Annotated in this window: 19 protein-coding genes; 11 read left to right on the top strand and 8 right to left on the bottom strand. The window is 43.3% G+C overall.

The window, feature by feature from the left end; genetic code table 11:
• Positions 1-167 precede the first annotated feature (167 nt).
• Positions 168-956 (top strand): tetratricopeptide repeat protein, encoded by a 789-nt coding sequence (locus ABMY35_RS05405; RefSeq protein ID WP_349285345.1) that lies wholly within the window; start codon positions 168-170, stop codon positions 954-956.
• A gap of 23 nt (positions 957-979) precedes the next feature.
• Here the strand turns inward: ABMY35_RS05405 and ABMY35_RS05400 are convergent, their stop codons facing one another.
• Positions 980-3,589 (bottom strand): EAL domain-containing protein, encoded by a 2,610-nt coding sequence (locus ABMY35_RS05400; RefSeq protein ID WP_349285344.1) that lies wholly within the window; start codon positions 3,587-3,589, stop codon positions 980-982.
• Between the two features lie 190 nt (positions 3,590-3,779).
• Here ABMY35_RS05400 and ubiD point away from each other — a divergent pair, with 190 nt between their 5' ends.
• The 7 genes from ubiD to ABMY35_RS05365 all read left to right on the top strand — a co-directional run bounded on the left by ubiD (position 3,780) and on the right by ABMY35_RS05365 (position 9,156).
• A complete protein-coding gene (ubiD, locus tag ABMY35_RS05395; protein WP_349285352.1) occupies positions 3,780-5,258 on the top strand; it encodes a 4-hydroxy-3-polyprenylbenzoate decarboxylase in 1,479 nt (492 codons plus the stop codon).
• A gap of 29 nt (positions 5,259-5,287) precedes the next feature.
• Positions 5,288-6,001, top strand: coding sequence for an NAD(P)H-flavin reductase (gene fre, locus ABMY35_RS05390; protein WP_349285343.1), 714 nt, complete (start codon positions 5,288-5,290; stop codon positions 5,999-6,001).
• 354 nt (positions 6,002-6,355) lie between these two features.
• Complete coding sequence (locus tag ABMY35_RS05385) at positions 6,356-6,679, top strand: hypothetical protein (protein ID WP_349285342.1); 324 nt, start codon at positions 6,356-6,358, stop codon at positions 6,677-6,679.
• 46 nt (positions 6,680-6,725) lie between these two features.
• On the top strand, positions 6,726-7,418 hold the full coding sequence (locus tag ABMY35_RS05380) for a YafY family protein (protein ID WP_349285341.1): 693 nt from the start codon (positions 6,726-6,728) through the stop codon (positions 7,416-7,418).
• 83 nt (positions 7,419-7,501) lie between these two features.
• Positions 7,502-7,765, top strand: a complete 264-nt coding sequence (locus tag ABMY35_RS05375) for a hypothetical protein (RefSeq protein ID WP_349285340.1) — start codon at positions 7,502-7,504, stop codon at positions 7,763-7,765.
• Positions 7,766-7,804: 39 nt separating this feature from the next.
• The gene (locus ABMY35_RS05370) at positions 7,805-8,638 is read left to right on the top strand and encodes an alpha/beta hydrolase-fold protein (RefSeq protein ID WP_349285339.1); all 834 of its coding nucleotides are present in this window, start codon (positions 7,805-7,807) and stop codon (positions 8,636-8,638) included.
• A 110-nt stretch (positions 8,639-8,748) separates the two neighbouring features.
• Positions 8,749-9,156, top strand: a complete 408-nt coding sequence (locus ABMY35_RS05365) for a CBS domain-containing protein (RefSeq protein WP_349285338.1) — start codon at positions 8,749-8,751, stop codon at positions 9,154-9,156.
• 84 nt (positions 9,157-9,240) lie between these two features.
• Here the strand turns inward: ABMY35_RS05365 and add are convergent, their stop codons facing one another.
• The 7 genes from add to cyaY form a co-directional block, all read right to left on the bottom strand.
• On the bottom strand, positions 9,241-10,239 hold the full coding sequence (add, locus tag ABMY35_RS05360; protein ID WP_349285337.1) for an adenosine deaminase: 999 nt from the start codon (positions 10,237-10,239) through the stop codon (positions 9,241-9,243).
• A 171-nt stretch (positions 10,240-10,410) separates the two neighbouring features.
• Positions 10,411-11,520 (bottom strand): heme biosynthesis HemY N-terminal domain-containing protein, encoded by a 1,110-nt coding sequence (locus ABMY35_RS05355; RefSeq protein WP_349285336.1) that lies wholly within the window; start codon positions 11,518-11,520, stop codon positions 10,411-10,413.
• Positions 11,513-13,339 carry a uroporphyrinogen-III C-methyltransferase gene (locus ABMY35_RS05350; protein WP_349285335.1) on the bottom strand — a complete coding sequence of 609 codons (1,827 nt, stop codon included), beginning with the start codon at positions 13,337-13,339 and terminating at the stop codon, positions 11,513-11,515. Before ABMY35_RS05350 ends, ABMY35_RS05355 begins: the two co-directional genes overlap by 8 nt.
• A gap of 16 nt (positions 13,340-13,355) precedes the next feature.
• Complete coding sequence (hemC, locus tag ABMY35_RS05345) at positions 13,356-14,294, bottom strand: hydroxymethylbilane synthase (RefSeq protein ID WP_349285334.1); 939 nt, start codon at positions 14,292-14,294, stop codon at positions 13,356-13,358.
• Between the two features lie 21 nt (positions 14,295-14,315).
• Entirely contained in the window at positions 14,316-15,269 is a 954-nt protein-coding gene (locus ABMY35_RS05340) for a DUF2914 domain-containing protein (RefSeq protein ID WP_349285333.1), read from the bottom strand.
• A 16-nt stretch (positions 15,270-15,285) separates the two neighbouring features.
• On the bottom strand, positions 15,286-15,939 hold the full coding sequence (locus ABMY35_RS05335; RefSeq protein ID WP_349285332.1) for an alpha/beta fold hydrolase: 654 nt from the start codon (positions 15,937-15,939) through the stop codon (positions 15,286-15,288).
• Positions 15,939-16,259, bottom strand: a complete 321-nt coding sequence (gene cyaY, locus ABMY35_RS05330) for an iron donor protein CyaY (RefSeq protein WP_349285331.1) — start codon at positions 16,257-16,259, stop codon at positions 15,939-15,941. Before cyaY ends, ABMY35_RS05335 begins: the two co-directional genes overlap by 1 nt.
• Positions 16,260-16,380: 121 nt before the next feature.
• On the opposite strand from cyaY, the gene ABMY35_RS05325 reads away from it, so the two are divergent.
• The 3 genes from ABMY35_RS05325 to dapF all read left to right on the top strand — a co-directional run bounded on the left by ABMY35_RS05325 (position 16,381) and on the right by dapF (position 18,747).
• Positions 16,381-16,563, top strand: coding sequence for a lipoprotein (locus ABMY35_RS05325; RefSeq protein WP_138568812.1), 183 nt, complete (start codon positions 16,381-16,383; stop codon positions 16,561-16,563).
• A 1-nt stretch (position 16,564) separates the two neighbouring features.
• Positions 16,565-17,818: a diaminopimelate decarboxylase gene (gene lysA, locus ABMY35_RS05320; protein ID WP_349285330.1), complete on the top strand. Its 1,254-nt coding sequence runs from the start codon at positions 16,565-16,567 to the stop codon at positions 17,816-17,818.
• Between the two features lie 98 nt (positions 17,819-17,916).
• On the top strand, positions 17,917-18,747 hold the full coding sequence (gene dapF, locus ABMY35_RS05315; protein ID WP_349285329.1) for a diaminopimelate epimerase: 831 nt from the start codon (positions 17,917-17,919) through the stop codon (positions 18,745-18,747).
• Positions 18,748-18,765 lie beyond the last annotated feature (18 nt).

Here is an 18,765-nt window from a genome sequence, read left to right as displayed (position 1 = left end):
TCTCTAACAAAGCTAGTTTAATGGCTTAGTTTACCAGCAAATACACTCGACCACACAATTACAGCATGGTTATTAAGCTTCAAAATTAAACCGCTCAGAGTTTAAGCACATGACTCAATCACGAACTTATGGCAGACTGAAGTTTTAATCGGTACAGGGAAGCAGTTATGCAAAGCATTTTTCAAAAGTCTCTTTTTTACTTTCACGACCAAACTGACAAACTCTACAAACATCACCATCTCACTTTGTTTGTTATTTTACTGATTGTGATTACTTACTTTTCTTACAGCATATTCGAAAACAAACAACAACAGGCTGAGTTTTTATCAGCCCCCAAAGTCGATGATGTACTTATCTTAGATATGGGCCACTTAATCACAGACCGTAAATACCAAACCCAATATCGTATTGCGCAGGTACTCTCTGTAGAAGAAGACTCTATCACTCTAAAACAAGGCAGTTACACTTACCGTAAAAAGCGTGGCGCAGAACGTGCCATTAAACTAGACAGCTTAATGCTCAGTAACTATTTTCGCCCTGCATTAATTAGCTTTAAAAAATCAGAACTTGCAGCGCTTCATGAACAGGGAGCAATCGACGAAATATTCCGTCCAACAGACATCTATGTGATGGGTGGCATAGTCAGACACAGAGCGGCTCCTGAACATGTACCACATAAACTTAAAGTCTCATTTAATCAATTTAACCAAGAAGGCGTGCGAGCTTATTTAGCTAGAGACTTTGAGGAAGCAAAAAAACTGTTTACACAGGCTGCAGAACAGGGGTATGACTTTGGCCAATATAATCTCGCAGATATGCTTGAGTACGGAGAAGGCGGTGATGTTGATTTAGCAGGTGCGTATAAATGGTACAAAAGTGCAGCAGAACAAAACAACTTCAAAGCTAAAGCTGCACTTGAGTCCTTTTGTGAAAAACACAAAGCTATATGTCGGTAAGTCGACTTTAACCTGAACTCAGATTATTTTACCTGAGCATACTCAAGTAAGAAGCTTTCGAATGCCGCTGCCTGCAGCGGTTTACTATGCAAGTAGCCTTGTGTAAAGTCACAGCCTAATTCATTCAATAGCCACAGCTGTTCATCTGTCTCTACACCCTCAGCAACCACTTTAAGGTTTAGGTTGCTTGCCATCGAGATAATCGCTTTAACCATTTCATGGTCATCCTGATCATCTGGTAGGTCTCGTACAAACTCTCTATCAATCTTAAGCTTCGAAAGCGGGAAGCGTTTTAAGTAGCTCAAAGAAGAATAACCCGTTCCAAAATCATCAATGGCTAGCTCAACCCCCATCGCTCTGAGCGCCTTAAGCTGTAATAAGATACTTTCTGAATTATCTACCAGCACGGTTTCAGTGATCTCAATAGATAGATACTTCGCCTCCAATCCTGTTTGCGCTAAGACCCTTTTAACCAACTCCACCACACTTTGACGTTTAAACTGGGTGCTAGAAACATTCACTGTTATAAAAAAAGGTTTATCACATTGCTGCTGCCATGCTTTGGCTTGTGAACAAGCTTGATACATTACCCATTCGCCAATAGAGATAATCAAACCAAGTTCTTCACAAATAGGGATAAAGTCTGCGGGCGATACTGAACCAAGGACTTTGTTTTCCCAACGTAACAAAGCTTCACAACCCACCCTATCATCATCTCGAGAGAGAATCGGTTGATAAGCGAGATGAAGCTCATTGTTTACAAGCGCCTTATGCAAAGCACCTTCTAACTGGCTGCGAGCTTTAGCATGCTCATGCATGGCCGAAGTGTAAAATTGAAAACAGTTTCTACCCAGCTCTTTTGCTTTATACATGGCATTATCTGCATTACGAAGTAGTACTTTGGTATCGTCGCCATCTTCAGGGTAGAAGGTAATCCCCATACTCCCCGAAGCAAATACTTCATGACCTTCAAGTTCATAAGGCTCGTGTAGTTTCTCAAGAATTTGTGTCGCGATTTGCTCAACTTTAGTGATTGAATCAACATCAGGCAGCAACAATGCAAACTCGTCTCCCCCTAAACGAGCTACGGTGTCAGAGTTTCTGGTGCACTCTTCTAAGCGCTTTGCCGCTTCTATTAACATTAAATCACCAATATGATGACCGAGCGTGTCGTTTACTGCCTTGAACCTATCTAAATCAATGAAACACACAGCCAAACGGCTTTTATCTTTTTTGGCCTTTTGCAGCGCATTTTCAAACTTTTCTCGGTAATTTCTGCGATTCGCCAAACTGGTTAAGGTATCAAAGTTGGCTTGTTGCCACATCATATGTTCGTGGTGCTTACGCGAGGTAATGTCATTAAACAAAGCGACATGCATTTCGATTTCGCCTTGTTGATCGAATACCGCGGAGACCTGTAGCCAACAAGGGAACACCTCACCACTTTTACGACGATTCCAGACCTCTCCTTCCCAATGACCTCGTTGGCTTAAAGTGTTGTACATTTGCGAGAAAAAGGCTGGCCCATGATGCCCTGAATTTAAAATCGCAGGCGACTGCCCTAGTACTTGTTCTTGAGTAAATCCAGTAATCTCCGTAAATGCCCTATTTACCATTTGGATCTGGTTATGTTTATCAGAAACCAACACCCCTTCACTGGTTGTTGCAAATACTGTACTAGCTAAGCGCTGCTCACGCTCAATGGCTAGTTGCACGGTAATATCTTGCAACATATATAAATCACCAAGCGATTTATCAGCGTTATTCACCGCTTGCTTATCAACTGTAAAAAAGCGCCATTCACCTTTGACTTTCAAACGGTGCTCAGAACTACCATAGGGCTGCTCTGCCCAATCTACATTACTAAAGAAAACTTCACCTAACGCTCTACCAACAATAGAGTCACGACTCTCAATATCTTGAAAAACCTGCTGGTTAGCATCAAGTACTGTGCCTGAACGAGACGTGAAAAGTAAGTAGCCCTCTATGGCATCAAAAATAGATGATAGACGCGCCCCTTGAGACTCTGCTTTACGCTTGGCATTTTTAAGCTTAATAAAAAAGCGCCCCAAAATGAGCAAAGAGCCAATGAGTAACACGATAACGACAAAAGACAGCAGCAATTGCATTCGACTTGCTTGCTGAATGGCGTCGGTTTGTATTTCAACTTGCTGCTCAAGATTGGCTTGATAATGCCAAAGCGATTTTTGTAAGGCACGCTGTTCACTGATATCGGTGATCACAGATAATAATTGCTGCCTGCCATACTCATCGATAAAAGGCGCAGAGTGAACACTCACAGTACGGATCTCACCATTAGCCAGTTGATGTCTAAAGATAAAGTAATTGCGCCCTTCAGCTGCTGCGTTAGCACGCTCGTTAGCAACTTGTTCTGGCGTGAGTTGGTTGATGTTCTGAATAAATTGCTGCTCAAGCTCACCCGCTTGATAGCCATAAAATTGATCTGCGGCAGCATTCGCTGCAATGATGGCGCCTGTAGAAGGTGTGATAACAAGCATCACTGCACTATGCTGTTCAAATACCGCTTCTGGTAAGTGATCAGCGCCAACATGCAGACTCAAGCTGAGTAAGGCACACAACAATATCGCTTTAAGTCGCTTCAAAACTTCCACTCGTAAATCACACAACACATTTGAATATAATCTAATCCGTAGTAGTTGAACATAGCTCAAGTTACTACATTTTTGCAAAATCAAACAAAATGACGTTTACCTTCGTATACCTTACAAACCTCATGTGGTGGTGCCATTTTCGCCACATCTTGATATACTCCGAGACAATAAAAAGTGCCCTATGCCAACGATGAAATACAAAGACTTAAGAGACTTTATTAAGCGCTTAGAAGAACAAGGTGAACTTGTTCGGGTTAAGCAACCTATCTCCACTAAGCTAGAGATGACCGAAATAGCCGATCGCACTCTGCGTGCTGGCGGCCCTGCGATTTTATTTGAAAACCCTGATGGGTTTGATATTCCTGTTTTAGCCAACTTATTTGGTACACCGAAGCGTGTTGCGATGGGCATGGGTCAAACCGATGTCAGCGAGCTGCGAGAAGTAGGTAAGTTATTGGCTTTCTTAAAAGAGCCAGAGCCACCAAAGGGCATTAAAGAAGCCTTAGGACAAATTCCCGTGTTCAAGCAAGTGCTAAATATGCCAGCCAAAGAAGTGCGCAAGGCACCTTGTCAGCAGGTTGTATTAAGTGGTGATGATGTTGATTTGACTAAATTGCCGATTCAACATTGTTGGCCTGGTGATGCGGCACCGCTGATCACATGGGGATTAACTGTTACTAAAGGACCATTTAAAAAGCGCCAGAACTTAGGCATCTATCGCCAACAATTGTTAGGTAAGAATAAGATCATCATGCGCTGGTTATCACACCGCGGTGGTGCACTTGATTATCAAGAGTGGTGTAAAGAACACCCTGGCGAACCATACCCGGTCTCAGTTGCGCTAGGCGCTGATCCTGCGACGATTTTAGGTGCTGTAACCCCTGTGCCAGATACTTTAAGTGAATATGCATTTGCAGGGTTGCTGCGCGGTTCAAAAACTGAAGTTGTAAAGTCTGTGTCTAACGACCTACAAGTACCTGCCAGTGCCGAGATTGTACTTGAAGGCTATATTGAACAAGGCGAGTTAGCACCTGAAGGCCCTTATGGTGACCACACGGGTTATTACAACGAAGTGGATGACTTCCCAGTGATGACCGTCACACATATTACCCATCGTGAAAACCCGATTTATCACAGCACTTATACAGGTCGTCCGCCTGATGAGCCAGCCATTTTAGGCGTGGCACTGAACGAAGTATTTGTGCCTATTTTACAAAAGCAATTCCCAGAAATTGTCGACTTTTATTTACCACCTGAAGGCTGCTCATATCGTATGGCCGTGGTCACCATGAAGAAACAGTATCCGGGTCATGCGAAACGTGTGATGATGGGCGTTTGGTCATTCTTACGTCAATTCATGTACACCAAGTTTGTTATTGTCTGTGACGATGACGTCAACGCGCGAGATTGGAATGATGTCATTTGGGCCATTACTACGCGTATGGACCCTGCTCGTGACACCACCATGATCGAAAATACCCCGATTGATTACCTCGACTTTGCCTCTCCGGTGTCAGGTCTTGGCTCAAAAATGGGAATGGATGCCACCAATAAATGGCCAGGTGAAACCGATCGCGAGTGGGGTGAACCCATTGTAATGGATGAATCAATCAAGCAACGAGTAGATGAAATTTGGGACTCGTTAAACATTATGTCTCTTAATAAATAAACGCTGCACGCGTCGTGAAAGGTTTAATAATGCAAGTGTTAAATGCAGAAGTAGTAAGTATTACCCCCCTAACAGAATTTGTTTACAAGGTAGAGCTAAAACCAAGCGAGCCTGCAGAGTTTAAAGCAGGTCATTACCTTCAATTAGTACTTGGCGAAAAAGACAAACGTGCTTTTTCAATTGCCAGTCGCCCGAGCCAAAAAGAGCTGCTTGAGCTACACATTGGTGCCTCTGAAGAAAACAGCTATGCCATGCAAGCGCTTGATCATTTACGTGAGCACCACGCAAATGGCACTAAGGCTTCAGTTGAAGTGGGCTTAGGCATTTCTGAGTTACGTACCGAGTCACAATTACCAATCGTGTTATTAGCGGGTGGTACAGGTTTTAGCTATGTAAAATCAATGGCTGACCATTTAGCTGAAATTGACTCAGACCGTCAGGTACACTTTTATTGGGGTGTGCGTGATGAATCAGCACTTTATGCGGCAGAAGAAATGCAAGCTTGGGCTGCGAAAAAACCAAACTTCACGTTCGTGCCTGTCGTTGATAATGCCAGCGATAATTGGGAAGGCCACACAGGTTTTGTACACAAAGCGGTATTAAAAGATTTCGATTCACTTGCAGCTTTCGAAATCTATATGGCTGGCCGTTTCGATATGATTGGTCCTGTTCGCGATGACTTTATTGCTCATGGCGCAATTCGTGAGAATATGTACGCAGATGCATTTGCGTATATCAAGTAAGTAACTTCATCATAAAAAACGCCAGCATATTTGCGGGCGTTTTTTGCTTGTATCAATCCACTTAACCAAGTGGTCTATTTTAAGGCAAGAAAACTCTGTCGGTAGCACCGCTCATGCGTCCTGCTAACGCTGAGGTACCTACATTCATATAGGCAAGGCAAAGATTTCGTTATTTAGTTGTTCTGAATGAGAAATCTTTAACGCAGCTATCTTTAGTTTTAATTACTCAAAATGATTAAGTGCTCTTCCGGATTAGCATTAATCTAGGCTAATAACACCCTACTGACACTCCCTGACATGGCGCTGTGGTTTACTGATTTACGTCAACCAACAACAGCCAATACGGAGATAATTATGTCTAATAATGCCATTGAAATCGTTCAATTCAAGTTGCAAGAAAACGCAGATCTTGCTCAGTTCGAAGCTGCAAACACCGCTTTCCAAAGCTTCATTGATCAACAACCAGGTGTGCTCTACCGCTCACTTGCAAAATTAGCAGATGCACATAGCTATGTTGATGTGGTGTATTTTGAAACCATGGCTGATGCCAAGCGCATTGGTGATGCATTTATGGAAAACCCAATTTGTCAGCAGTTCGCGCACCTGATTGAGAAAGACACTGTGAAATTAGAGCGCTACAATGCAGTGAGTCAGACACCTTGTGAACAAAGTGCCTAAACATTTAATCACTCTAATCATCAAATAAAACAGAAAGGACAATGGTGTGCATAAATCTGAGCGGCTATTTCAACTGGTCAACATTCTAAAGAGTCGTCGACTCGCAACCCGAGCTTGTGACTTGGCAACGCGTTTGAATGTGTCAGAGCGCACCATTTATCGTGACATCCAACATCTTCAAAGCTCTGGTGTGCCCATTGAAGGCGAAGCTGGCATTGGTTATCTCATTAGTGACTATGATTTGCCACCTATGATGTTCACCATGGATGAGCTGCAAGCGCTGTTACTTGGCAGTAAAATGGTCAGCGCATGGACCGATCCTGACTTAGCCGAAAAAGCACAAAGCGCCATCACCAAAATAGAAGCCGTGCTGCCCGCCCAGTTAAAACAACAAACAACCGATCAGCCTTATTTAGTCTCAGGCTGGAGCCATAACGCCGAGCATCAATCGTTTACTTATACCCTGCGCCAAGGTATCGAACAAAAAAGTTGTGTAGATTTACATTACAGTGATGCCAAACAAGCGCTCACTTCACGCACTGTCGAACCGCTGGGGTTAGTCTATTGGGGTGGTAAATGGACACTGGTTGCTTATTGCCAGCTCAGAGCTGATTATCGTGAGTTTAGGCTCGACAGAATTCAAGGTGCAACTCTATTAGGCGAAGGTTTTAACCTGTATGAAACAAAGAGTCTTGACCACTATGTGGCACTTATCAGGGAGAAATATGAGCAACATTGATATCTGATTTAGATTTCTTCAATTTACAAATTTAAAAAAAATGACAACATAAAACTTCAAATTAATACTAAAAGGAAGTTATTTTGAAGCTAAAGCTTAAGAAAAGTCACCTCAAAACTTTAAGCAAAGATTTCGAGTCATTGCCAGTTGAACAAACTCCAAACGTTGCTGGGGGTACTTGGACAACAATAACCATCACCACAACTGTTGCTTCTCATCCCGTTATCTCATGCGGTGGAGGTTGCGGCGGTGGCGGTGATACTGGTGGTGGTGGTGGCGATGATGGCAGCGGCGGTCCAACGTATGTTTGGGTTTGCACCTACGTACCAGACAAAAATATTGTTTAACAAATAACTTGAGCGCTTTATAATCTAAAGCGCTAAATTATGAATATTTATATAAAAATTTTTATTCCATTACTCTTCATTTCCACTCTATTTCTTTGCGTTTTGCATCTATTGGATATTCCTAAAGAAAAGACAGAAATAGCCATCCACAATATTGAAAAGACGTTAATTTTTGCTATAAATGCAAACGAAATAAACACCTTAATGCTAGATAATATTTCGAAAAATAAAAAAGTTTTAATCTACAACCACGGAACTGTTAATCCTAGAAAACTCAACTCATGCAGCAAATATGTCCCCAGCTCCATTACAGACAACGCTTTTAGAGATTTTTTTATAATTATTTTATGTTCAAACTCAATTGAAAAGCCCTACCCAAAAGCTACTGGTAACTATACATTTTCTAGAGCAAATGAAATAAAAAGATTAGTGGATAAAGTTTTAGAGGATGGATTTTCTTCAAATGACATTTTTTTGGCTGGGCATTCTGCTGGAGCATGGTCATCTATGCTTTTTGCATCTATGAATCCTGAAAAATATAACTCTATTATTGCATTTGCACCTGCATTCGCTGGTACTAGACAAAGCCAAATACAATACCCTAATTGGAGATTAGCTAATAACTATCAGATGCAGAAGTTAAAGAGTGGCGCTCCTATTCGAGGGTTACTTTTCACATATGAAAAAGATCCTTTCATGCAACCTAATGATTTTTTTGACCTCATTGCACTATTTTCCGGGTCTTTAAGACTCATCTCGTACGATTGCCATGATTCAGAGCACGCGCACATGACACATTCATTAGATTGCATGTCTCATCAAACAAAAAGTTTGATAGAAAGCCTATTATCTAATGGAGAAACTTTTCCATAATTATTGAAAATGAGCCATTCAACAAAAACAATCAAACCAATCTAAACAACCCATTTTACCAATCGAAATTTATTGCTGATACTAATCTCAACCAACAGGAGAACCGTATTATGCAAGCAATTAAAGACATTATGACTAGCCAATTTCCGGCTATTTACGCACACACAGAATTAACGGACATTATTGAACAACTGCAAAGCCATGGACTATTTGGCGCGCCCGTAGTCGATGCACAAAAGCAGTTAATTGGTTTTATTTCTGAACAACAACTACTTAATCCACTGTTACAAAACAGCTATTTTTGTGACGGTCAGATCACCGCACAAGACTTGATGAGCAAAGACGTTTTAGCAGTAAAAAGCAACATGTTGGTGGTCGATCTAGCCACGCAAATGCAGGGCGATAAACCAAAAATTTATCCAGTACTAGAAGACAATAAAGTGATTGGATTAGTGACTCGCTCACGCGTTATCAATGCGCTTAAGCAAGCTTATTTAAGCTGCGCAAAAGCTTCATAAGTTAACATGAGCTCTGAATAAACTAGAATAGACGATAACCATCAGGGTGTTACCGTCTATTAGTTTTATAGAGATAGCAGCAGATTAACCCGCTTTTTTCGCTAGTAAAGCTTGCTTGTCTGAATCACTTAAAAATGCGATTTCAAGGGCATTTTCTTGGGCTTTTTTCACATCATCAGCGGTTAAACCCGCTACTTTAGCCGCTTCGATAAACTCATGTTGTAGCTCAATCCCTTGTACTGCTGGATCATCGGTATTAATACATGCCGCAATGCCGTGATCTAAGAACTGTTTAAGAGGGTGTTTGGTTAAATCAGCCACGGTACTTGTTTGAATGTTGCTAGTTAAGCAAGATTCAATACCAATACGGTTATCACGTAAGTAATCCATCAGTTTTGGATCTTCAATTGATTTCACACCATGGCCAATACGCGTTGCGCCTAGCTCTTGAATCGCCTGCCACACACTTGAAGCACCTTCAGCTTCACCAGCATGGATGGTTACACCTAAATACGCATCGCGAACTTGTTTAAAATGATCAACAAATAATTCACCCGGGAAGCCAAGTTCATCACCCGCTAAGTCAACGGCTGCCATATCATTTTTAAATGCTAAGATTGCATCTAGTTCGTACTGGCATTTTTCTACACCGAAAGTACGCGACATAATACCGATCAGGTTAACCTTGATATCACGGTTAGCAGTTGCCGACTTAATGCCATCAACTACGGCTTCTACGACTCCTTGCGGATGTAAGTTATGACTTTGTGCCATATAATATGGGCTGAATCTTAATTCTGTGTAATCGATGTTTTGTGCAATGGCATCTTCTACGTTTTCTATCGCAATACGACGACACGCATCGTAGTCACCCAATACCTTCACCCCCCAGTCTAGCTTTTGTAAAAACGCCACAAGGTTGGGTTCAGTGCTCTGCACTTGAACATGTGGTAATAAGCCTTCTAGGTCATTGGCCGGAAGCGGTAAATTAAATTGCCTACCTAACTCCAAAATAGTGTTAGCACGCACATTGCCATCTAAGTGGCGGTGTAAGTCTAATAGCGGATATTGGTTACTAAACATAATTTACTCTTCTGTTTTGCGGATAAAATTTTTCAGATCATACGCATGTAGCGATTATGATCAAGGACAGGTGTCCTCTGGAGCGAGCTCATTCGACCACTTTCAATAAAAAAGCCCCAGCTACATAACTATAGCTGGGGCTCTATCTGTGTCTAATTTTCTAAATAGCTACTATTCTTTTTCGGCCAATAATAAATAAGCTTTTTGAAACTGCTGAGTTTGCTCATAACTGTTTAGAACCGGTTTTAAATGGGCTTTATCGAGCTCTGTTAGCTGACAATTGTCGAATACTTTCGCCGCCAACTCATACTCACCCGCCGCGTTAGCTAGACAACCCATAGCAAACAACAATTGTGGTTGCTCTGGGTGTTTCTTCAACGCATCTTGCAGTGATGAACGCAATTTAATATCAGGGTTCTTGGCATACACGACCACATCAGCAAATGCTTGATACTGGCCTTTCTTTAACCATTTTTGTAATGTCGGCAGTAAGTTTTGCCATTGACCGGCTCTGGCTTGCGATTGCATGTAAAGCGCTTCACTTTGCACTTTTAGCGCTTTTGGTAGTTGCTCAAATTGGCCAATGGCCAGCTCCACGTTCGCATTAAACCAGCGTGCCAGAAATGCCTGCCACTGTGCTTGCGACCAATCTAAACGCTTGTAATGCTGATTTATCGCCGCCGCTAATTCAGCGTGTTTTTCAGCCTGTAGTAACCCGGCCAAATAACTACTCACCGCAGCCTGCGTTGGTTTTTTCTCTGCCATTGGCGCATCTAACAAAGCCAAAGCCTGCTCATTCTGATTGGCATCAAGCCAAAGTTTAGGCACCTTGCTCTGTGCAGCATCACTGATGTTTTGTAAATGCGCCAGTGCTTGTGCTTTATCGCCTTGCTGTAATGCAGCTTTTGCCAGTAAAGCTTGCTGTGCGTCTTGCCACTCTTCAGGCGCTTGTCCTTTATTAAACGTACTTTGCACCACTGCCGAATCATCATTGATGCTTGCCCATAAACCTTGCTGCCATACTTGCTGTGCTTTAAGTGCTTTTTTACCACGCCAAAAACCCGTGGTTTTGCCGTACATGCGAAGTAGTGCACGTAACGTAATAAATGCAAAATAAAGTACCGTGAAACAAATTCCTGCCCATACAAGGAACGAAATGATTGTCCCTTCAACGGTTGTATTGCCGACAGAAACCAGTACATAGCCCTTTTCATCAATTAGAAAATGGCTAGCTGCTAGAGAGATAGCAACGATGATAAAAGCGAGGATCCACCTAATCATTCAACCACTCCTTTAGTGCTTGCTCAGAAGATAGCTCCACTTTTCTGCTAAAAACCAGAGGCTGTTGCTCTAGTTCAATAAGCTTCGCTTTAGCTGCTTTTACTGCTGACGACTCGGCATTAAAATATTTATCTAAATGCATTCGAGCTTGCGTTAACGCAGTAAAAAAGACGCTTGCCTGTTTATCCATTAACGCAGTTTGCGCCTGAGAAAAATAACCTCTTAATTGAGCTGCTATTAGTTGTGTTTCTTGAGTGTTTAAAAGTACATCGATATCAATATTTTCACTGCGCTTGATTGTGAATAGCTCATCAACCAATTTATCAAAAGAACGCGCTACATTACTTTTCCAATCACTGATGTCTGAAGAAAGAGCTTCATGCATTTCTGTCGTTTTCATTTCAGAAATTTGTCTTTCAATACTTTTTATTGGCAGTGTATCAACCTGATTCAATAAGCCATGTAATTCTAAATAAATGCTTTCCACCGCAGGTTGTGGCTGCGCGTTGAGTAAAGCTATGTCATCAGCCAATGCTTTTAATACTTCCGTGTTGTTGCTCTGTGCTAACAACACATCGTGTACACGCTTTAATACGGCTGCACCGCCTTGGTAATCTTGCTCTGCGGCCACTTTAAAAACCGCTAAGCGATGTAAGTAAACCGCTTCATTGATTGCCGCGCCACTGAGCTGTTGATCCGCTTGGCGTAACTTGCTGTCTAACTGTGCTGCAAAGCTCTCTTGAAGCTGCGCTGCTTGCGATGACAAAGACTGGTTCACTGCTTGTGACACACGTGATTGCTCACTTTGCAGAGCTGCTAAATTCTGTTGTGACTGTTTGAGTTCATTTTTTAAGGCGCTATTTTCGGTTTTTAAGGCATCTAACGCCGCGTAAGTTTTGTCGCTGATCTGCTGTCCGTGGACAATTAAACCGGTTGTCATGACACCCGTTGCCGTTGCTATCAACAAGGCTAATACGCCCACTTTACTGATCTTTTGCTTCATCGGTTTGGTCTCTGGCACGCTCGGTTTTTCACTCGCAGCGGTTGGTTGTTTTTGTTCTTCACTCATGGTGCTTACCTGCTGTTTTTGAGACGACTTAATGCAACTGAACACGACATCATCACTGGCACCGTCGGCAAGGTAAATCTGCGTCTCAGCAATTTGGTACTCTTGTTGTAAATAATCACAGCTACGTTGACTGACAAGATAAAAATCTCGTTGCTTTAACCAGTCCAAATGTTGTTCTGATTGTGTGTTAAAAACAGCATCAATCGCAGCATTACTGCTCAGCACTATAGCGGTTATCTGTTGCTCACGCCAGTGGTCTAACCAGCTATTAGCGGTTTCTTCTAACGCTGCACGTTCATATACAACACATTGATTTAGAATAGCACCGCGTGATTTACAGGTTGTTGCTATTAGCGTGCGACCACCTTTTCCTTTGACAAGCACGCATTGTTTTGCGTCTAAATCTTGTAATGCTTTTAAGGCCAATAAGCCTTCGGAATCTTGTTGCTCTGGAAAGTCTGCTTTGCGAGAAAAATGTGTTTCTATGGCCTGTGCGGTTTGCTCACCCACTGCAAATAGTTTGGCATGGGCTGGTAAAGTTGGATATTGCTCAGCGAGAGACTGCACCGCATCTTGCGAAATGAAAATAATGACATCAGCATTATCGAGTGGCGCAAGCTGCTGGGCGTCCAATGTTATCGAGGTAAGCGATAACACTGGGGTATGAAGATATGCAATCTGATGCTGCTTGAGTTGCGCCTTAAGCTGCTCACCTTTACCACTTGGCCGTGTGATTGCAATCTTTGTCATATTAGATTTAACCTTATTACGCGTCTCTATATACGTCAGCTAGAATTTTGTCAGCACCTTGCGCTAATAACTGTTCGGCAAGTTGAACACCTAGCTGCTCAGCGTTCTCAACGGAACCTGACACTTCATCGCGTAAAATCTCAGAGCCATCAACTGCGCCCACTAAACCGCGAATATGAACTTGTTCACCATTTACTAGAGCATAAGCACCGATTGGCACCTGGCAACCGCCTTCTAAACGACGATTCATGGCACGCTCTGCAAGTACACGAATTCGTGTTTCAGTGTGCTCTAACGGCGCAAGCAATGCTTTTACTCGCTCGTCATCACTGCGGCATTCGATGCCTACTGCACCTTGACCATTGGCTGGTAATGATGTTTCTGGCTCGATGAAGTCAGCAATGCGCTCTGGCATTTCTAAACGAAGTAGTCCAGCAGCAGCCAATATAATCGCATCGTAATCGCCATTATCTAGCTTAGCTAAACGTGTATTTACATTACCGCGTAAGTCACGAATGTCTAAATCCGGGCGTAATGCACGGACTTGACACTGACGACGTAGACTCGAAGTACCGACTACTGCGCCTTGCGGCAGCTCATCTAAGCTTTTGTATTTGTTTGATACAAACGCATCGCGCGGATCTTCACGCTCACAAATGGTGTTAAGTTCTAACCCTTCAGGGAATTCAACCGGCACATCTTTCATTGAGTGCACCGCGATATCGGCGCGGCCATCTAACATGGCTTGTTCAAGCTCTTTTACGAATAACCCTTTTCCACCGATTTTTGCCAGTGGCGTATCTAAAATAATGTCACCCTGGGTCGACATTGGCACCAGCTCAACGGTAAGGTCTGAGTGAAAACGCTCAAGTTCGGCTTTCACAAATTCTGCCTGCCACAGTGCCAGTGCGCTTTTGCGGGTTGCGATACGTAAAATATTTGCTTGTTCTGTCATGCTTTTGCCTGTTGGACGCGATTAAAGCGCCGATGGAATAATTCGAAAAGTTTTTTGTGCCAGTAACTCGCCTTGCTCTGTTACGGCTTCAACACGCCATTGACCTGTTTGGCTTGGCATGATGTTTTTGCTTGAATAAGTACGGTAGCGGTCTGCGCTGATCGTCAATGGGATTTCTGCCATTAACTGATCTTGATGAAACCATAAATGGCTAATAGTTTGACCTTTTAGCTTGCGCACCTCTGTGAAGAAAAATAGTTTTTCTTGAAACTCGGTTTGCTCAATCGACTCTTTTAACACATCAACTGGCTCACGCTCACTGATGCCTGTAGTCAGTACAGCACGGCTAATAAATTGCACATCAATTTGTGCACCTAATGCCACTGAGGTGACTTTCGCGTTGTCTGAAAACTGTGTCGATGACGTTTCTGCATCTTGCTCAACCTCAGGTGAAGTAGTTGCCGTCTCAACAGTTTCTTTCTCAACGCTTATTTCATCAGTCACTTGCACAAGTTCAGGTTCGCTATCAAGGGTTTGCACTGTGTCTGTTTGCTCAGCTAAAACTGCGCTGGCTGTTTCCACACCAGCTTGGCCATCAACAGACGCGGCGTTTTGCTCTGGCTTTTGTTGCTCAAACTCTGCTGCAGCAGTTTGCACTGGAGCCATGGCTTCTTCGGCCATCACTTCGATAGCAGGCTCAGAGATAGCAGCAACACCATTATCTAACTCTTGCTGTGCTGTATCTGTAACAAGTTCTGGCTCTGAAATAACGACTGCGTTTGGCTCAACCATTTCAATATTTAGCACTTCATCGGCATTTACTGAATTCATTAAGCCATACACGATAGCCACAGCGGTCAGCATTAACATGCTTGCTGCCATAAAAATGCGTCGCCAATGCCACTGATAATGCACAGCTTGCGGCTGGGCAGGTGCCTTACTCACACTGGTTTTTATGACAATCTTCTGTGACATGTTTTGCTCCGTTTAATTAAGCCAGTTTTTCCAGCAACCAAGTGCGAATAGCGGTTAGCTCTTCAGCACATACCTGATGTGCCATTGGGTAATCTTGCCAAGATACCGTGTAACCTTGTGTGGTTAGCGTATCAAATGCTTGGCGACCCGCCATCATAGGCACGACTGGATCTTGTGATCCATGCGCCATGAAAATATCTAACTCGGCTTGCACAGCTTCGTCTGCCAGTTTTTGCGGCGCACACATGTAAGTCGATAACGCCATCACGCCAGCCAGCTTTTGCTTAAGACGCGGTGCTAAATGCAAGGCTATCACCCCACCTTGAGAGAAACCAGCCAAGATGATTTTATCGGCAGGTATACCTTTGTCTAACTCAGCTTGAATTAAAGCTTCAACTTGAGCTGAAGAGTCTCTCACACCTGTTTCATCGGCTCTTTTATCTAGATCAAAAGACTTGATGTCATACCAAGCGCGCATCACCATGCCACCATTTATGGTGACCGGTTGCTCTGGCGCGTGAGGAAAAATAAAACGTGCGCCAAGCTCTGCTGGTAAACCAAGCTCTGGGGCTATCGGTAAGAAGCCGTTACCTGAATCGCCAAGGCCATGTAACCAAATGATCGACGCTTTATGCGTGCTCTGTGCTGGGTATTCTACAAATTCAAGCATTAGTCGTGCTGCCACTCAATCGGTGCACCAGCTTGCTTCGTCGCCGCTTCGCTCATAAATTGCCAGAATTCTGCACCCGAGCGGTTGTCGATCCACTGTTCAGCTTGTAGCTCAAAATGGTGACCATTGAATTTAGTTGCAACCCATACTTGATGAAGCGGTGCTTGTTTGTTGATGATGATCTTACTCTTATCAGGGAAGATGATCTCTAAAATGCCCGATTGAGACTCATAGTCTAAATCAACATCACAGTCATCAATTTGCTCTTCAATGGTTAACATTAACGCGTCGGCAAGTTCGTGGTATTCATGATCGGTCATCACGGCATCCTTCATTAAGCACGGTTGTATAAGTTATGACGAAATTTCACAGCCCCAATAGCTGCATTTTCTATGAATTCTGTTACTCTGCGATTATAAAGGCACTGACATCATTAATCTAATGAAAGCGAACCCCTCATTCACAAGCTTATTATTTTTGGTCATCTTTACCAGCTTATTCGTGACTGGTTGTGGCCAAAGTGGCGTGCTCTATTTACCAGAGCAACAGCAACAAGATAACCAAACACCTGCGAGTAAACAACCAAAGCAAGACCAACAGAAACAACAGCAAGAGGAAAAGTAAGATGGATTTTTTCGAATACAAAAATAATCGGCTGTTTGCTGAAGGGGTTTCGGTGGCAGATATCGCCGAGCAATACGGCACCCCTTGTTATGTCTATTCACGCAAAACCCTAGAGCGTCACTATCATGCATTTACTGATGCCGCTGACGGTCATCCGCATTTAGTCTGCTATGCAGTTAAAGCAAACTCGAATCTGGCTGTGTTAAATGTCTTGGCCAAACAAGGTGCTGGCTTTGATATTGTCTCGCAAGGCGAACTTGCGCGGGTTCTGCAAGCCGGCGGTGATGCCAGCAAAGTGGTTTTCTCTGGTGTTGCAAAAACTGCACAAGAAATTGCTTTTGCTCTAGTACAAAACATCAAATGTTTTAACGTAGAATCTGAAGCAGAGCTTGAGCGTATCAGTCATGTTGCCAGTGAACTAAATAAAACTGCACGCGTGTCTATTCGTGTGAATCCAGATATAGATGCTAAAACCCATCCTTATATTTCTACTGGGTTAAAAGAAAACAAGTTTGGTATCGACATCAATCAGGCCTTCGATATTTATCAAAAAGCCTATGCACTACCAGGTATTGAAGTGGTCGGTGTTGATTTTCATATTGGCTCGCAACTAACTGAAGTTACGCCATTCTTAGCCGCATTAGACAAAGTCTTAGCCTTAGTCAATAAGTTGAAAACCGCAGGTATCGAACTTGAACATTTAGATATTGGTGGTGGTCTAGGCGTGCCATACGACAGTGAAAAGCCGCCTCACCCAAGTGCCTATGCCGCAGAAGTAAAAGCTAAGCTAGTAAACTACCCTCACCTAGAACTCGTCTTTGAGCCAGGGCGTGCTATTGCCGCCAATGCCGGTATTCTAGTGACCAAAGTCGAATACATTAAGCCAACTAAAGACAAACACTTCGCGATTGTTGATGCGGGTATGAACGACATGCTACGCCCGTCTTTATATCAAGCATGGCAAAACATCATAGCTGTTGCGCCGCGCGCGGATGGTATACCGACACAAAATTATGACGTAGTAGGCCCTGTGTGTGAAACCGGTGATTTCTTAGGTAAAGATAGACCGCTTGCCATTCAAGCAGGCGATTTACTTGCACAGCGCAGTGCCGGAGCCTATGGCTTTACCATGAGCTCAAACTACAACTCGCGCCCTCGTGCGGCAGAAGTCATGGTAGATGGCGACGAGAGTCATTTGGTTCGCCAACGCGAGACACTCACTTCGCTTTGGCAAGGCGAGCAATTACTGCCTTAATTAAGCGCATTCCCGCACCAAGCCCAGTTGTGATATCACTGGGCTTTTGATAATTGCCATGGCAAAGTAGTAGCAGCTTGGAGTTACATTAAGACATTATGTTTGTAAATTTTTCTAAAATGCACGGTTTGGGTAACGACTTTATGGTCGTTGATAACGTCACTCAAAATGTATTTTTATCACGCGACCAAATCAAGAAACTCGCTAATCGCAACTTCGGTGTGGGTTTTGATCAACTACTCATGGTTGAAGCGCCTTATTCACCCGATCTCGATTTTCATTATCGTATTTTTAATTCTGATGGCACCGAAGTTGAACAATGTGGCAATGGCGCTCGTTGTTTTGCACGCTTTGTGCGCATGAAGGGTCTAACCAACAAACATAAGGTCGCAGTGTCTACTAAGGGCGGCAACATTACCCTGTATACTGAAAAAGACGGCCAAATCACCGTAAACATGGGCAACCCACACTTCGCGCCGAGCAGTGTGCCATTTAAAGCAAAAAAGCCAGAGCTTACTTATATTCTTCGCGCCGGTGAAAGTACGGTTTTTTGTGGCGTAGTGTCTATGGGCAACCCCCATTGTGTATTAGAAGTCGACGACGTGAATACTGCTGAAGTCGAGACATTAGGGCCTTTACTTGAAAACCACGAACGCTTTCCTGAACGAGCCAACGTGGGTTTTATGCAGATCATCAACCCTGAACACATTAAACTGAGAGTCTGGGAGCGCGGCGCTGCCGAAACTCTAGCCTGTGGCAGTGGTGCGTGTGCAGCCGTAGCTGTGGGTATAATGCAAAAGAAATTAGCCAGCACAGTGCGCGTTGATTTACCTGGCGGTTCATTACAAATACGCTGGCAAGGCGAAGGCAACCCAGTACGTATGACAGGCCCAGCTGAGCACGTATTCGATGGGCAAATTTCTCTGTAAAGAATCAGCTATAGAGTG

This window comes from Pseudoalteromonas sp. BZB3 (assembly GCF_040104455.1).
Classification (GTDB): Bacteria; Pseudomonadota; Gammaproteobacteria; order Enterobacterales; family Alteromonadaceae; genus Pseudoalteromonas.
Note: the sequence above shows the minus strand (reverse complement) of the source record. Positions and strands in the feature narration are given on the sequence as shown.